This is a genomic window from Clavibacter lycopersici (assembly GCF_003576405.1).
In the GTDB taxonomy this organism is placed as follows: domain Bacteria; phylum Actinomycetota; class Actinomycetes; order Actinomycetales; family Microbacteriaceae; genus Clavibacter; species Clavibacter lycopersici.
Window position 1 is genome coordinate 1 of sequence record NZ_QWGT01000364.1, and the last position, 1862, is coordinate 1862.

The window sequence follows — 1862 nt, forward strand, 5'->3', positions numbered from 1 at the left end:
GGCGGAGGACGCGCTCGTCGCCGCCCTCGCCCTCGTGGCCGGCGGGCTCGACGTCCGCGACGCGGCGCAGCACGCCGTCGACGGGGATCCCGCGCCCGTGATCCAGGCGCTGCACTCGCTGGCCGGCCGCGGCGGGGTCGAGCCGTACCTCCTCCGCAACGGCCTCACGGTCGACCAGTTCCACGCGCTCCGCGACGCGGTCGTCGCCGGCGGCGGACGCGAGCTCGACGAGTCCCAGGACTGAGGCGGCCGGGCCGCCGTACCCCGATCCCGGCCGCGCCCCTCCTTCTGGGGCCATGCTCGCGGGTCCGCATAAATGAGGACCCGGCTAGAGTCGGTGGTGAGCGCACGGCCCTTACCCCCCCCTTGGGCCTGGCGCTCGCAACCCGACGAGCACGTCCGTCCATCCCCCCCCCCGGATCGGACGGCTCCCGGACCCACGGAGATCTCCCGTCCCCCGAAGGACCGTGATCCCCGGAGAGGCCCGGCACCTGTGGCGTTCCCGCGCCCCGTGCCGGGCCTCTCGATCGTCCGCCCCGCGGATCAGCCGGCCCGGACGCCCTCTCCGTCGGCCGCGTCGTCGTCGACCAGCGGCAGGTGCAGGATCGCGAGGTCGAGCGGCCGGCCGTACTTCCAGCCGATGCCGGGCAGCAGGCCCACCTGCCGGAACCCGAGCCGCTCGTGCAGGCGGATGGATCCGGTGTTGCCGGCCTCGATGTCCGCGAACACCCCGCGCTTGCCGGCCTGCCGCGCGTGCGCGACCACCGCCTCGACGAGGGCGCGGCCGATGCCCCGGCCCTGGAAGTCGTCCCGCACGTAGACCGAGTCCTCCACGGAGAAGCGGTAGCCGGACATCCGGCGCCACGGCCCGTAGGTGCCGTAGCCCGCGAACGCGCCGTCGACCTCGGCCACGAGGATCGGGTCGCCCGCCTCCGTCGTCTCCCGGTACCACGCCTCGCGCTCGGCGCGGTCGACGGGCTCCTCGGTCCAGAGCGCGGTGCCGTGGAGGATCGCGTCGTTGCGGATCTCCAGCAGGTCGTCGATGTCGCGGGGCTCGGCGGGGCGGATCCTCATGCAGGCAGGGTACCGGCGCGGCCCGGGGGCGCCGACCGGTGCGGCAGGATCGACGCATGGACTGCACCATCTCCCGGGTCGCCTGGGACGACGACGAGGCGGTCGCCCTCCGCGCCGCCCAGCGCGCCGAGCTCGACCTCCGCTACGGCGGCGACACGGAGCCCGGCACGAAGCCCACCGCCGCCGACGTGGCCGCGTTCCTCGTGGCGCGGGACCCGGACGGCGCTCCCGTCGGCTGCGGCGCGATCCGACTGCTCGGCGACCGCGACGGCGTCCCGTGGGCGGAGCTGAAGCGCATGTACGTGGTGCCGGCCGCGCGGGGCAGGGGCGTCGCGACCGCGCTGCTGCGGGCCCTCGAGCAGACGGCGCGCGACCTCGGCGTGGTCGACCTGGTGCTGGAGACCGGACCCGAGCAGCCCGACGCGATGCGGTTCTACTCCCGCGAGGGCTGGACGGAGATCCCCCGCTTCGGCGCGTACGCCGACTCGGAGGGCTCGCGCTGCTACGGGCTGACGCTCGCGTGATCCGCCGCCTCCGGCTCCTCGCCCTCTCCTCGCACCCGGGGCCGACGGCCACCGTCACGGTGCTCGCCGCGGGGCTCGCGGTCGCGCTCGGCTACGGCGTCGGGCGCGTGCTGGCGGTGGCGCTGGCCGTGCTCCTCGGGCAGCTGTCCATCGGGCTCTCCAACGACTGGATCGACGCCGAGCGCGACCGCAGCGTCGCCCGCGCCGACAAGCCCGTGGCGCGCGGCGAGATCACGGTCGGCCTGGTGCGCGCGGCCGCCCTCG

At 76.0% G+C, this 1862-nt stretch carries 3 protein-coding genes and 1 pseudogene; 3 read left to right on the forward strand and 1 reads right to left on the reverse strand.

The window, feature by feature from the left end:
• A pseudogene (locus DZG00_RS15115) lies at positions 1-244 on the forward strand (hypothetical protein); the annotation flags it as partial.
• A 299-nt stretch (positions 245-543) separates the two neighbouring features.
• Here DZG00_RS15115 and DZG00_RS15120 read toward each other — a convergent pair.
• Positions 544-1074, reverse strand: coding sequence for a GNAT family N-acetyltransferase (locus DZG00_RS15120; RefSeq protein WP_119382243.1), 531 nt, complete (start codon positions 1072-1074; stop codon positions 544-546).
• Between the two features lie 56 nt (positions 1075-1130).
• Between DZG00_RS15120 and DZG00_RS15125 the strand changes: the two genes are divergently transcribed.
• Both DZG00_RS15125 and DZG00_RS15130 read left to right on the forward strand, forming a co-directional pair.
• Positions 1131-1598 (forward strand): GNAT family N-acetyltransferase, encoded by a 468-nt coding sequence (locus DZG00_RS15125; protein WP_119382242.1) that lies wholly within the window; start codon positions 1131-1133, stop codon positions 1596-1598.
• Positions 1595-1862, forward strand: a 268-nt coding sequence (locus DZG00_RS15130) for a UbiA family prenyltransferase (RefSeq protein WP_375342510.1), incomplete at its 3' end; no start/stop codon positions are given. The genes DZG00_RS15125 and DZG00_RS15130, both read left to right, overlap by 4 nt.

Bases quoted from the DNA above. Each gene is read 5' to 3' on its own strand.
- DZG00_RS15120 (WP_119382243.1), bottom strand. From the start codon at position 1,074: ATGAGGATCCGCCCCGCCGAGCCCCGCGACATCGACGACCTGCTGGAG.
- DZG00_RS15125 (WP_119382242.1), top strand. From the start codon at position 1,131: ATGGACTGCACCATCTCCCGGGTCGCCTGGGACGACGACGAGGCGGTC.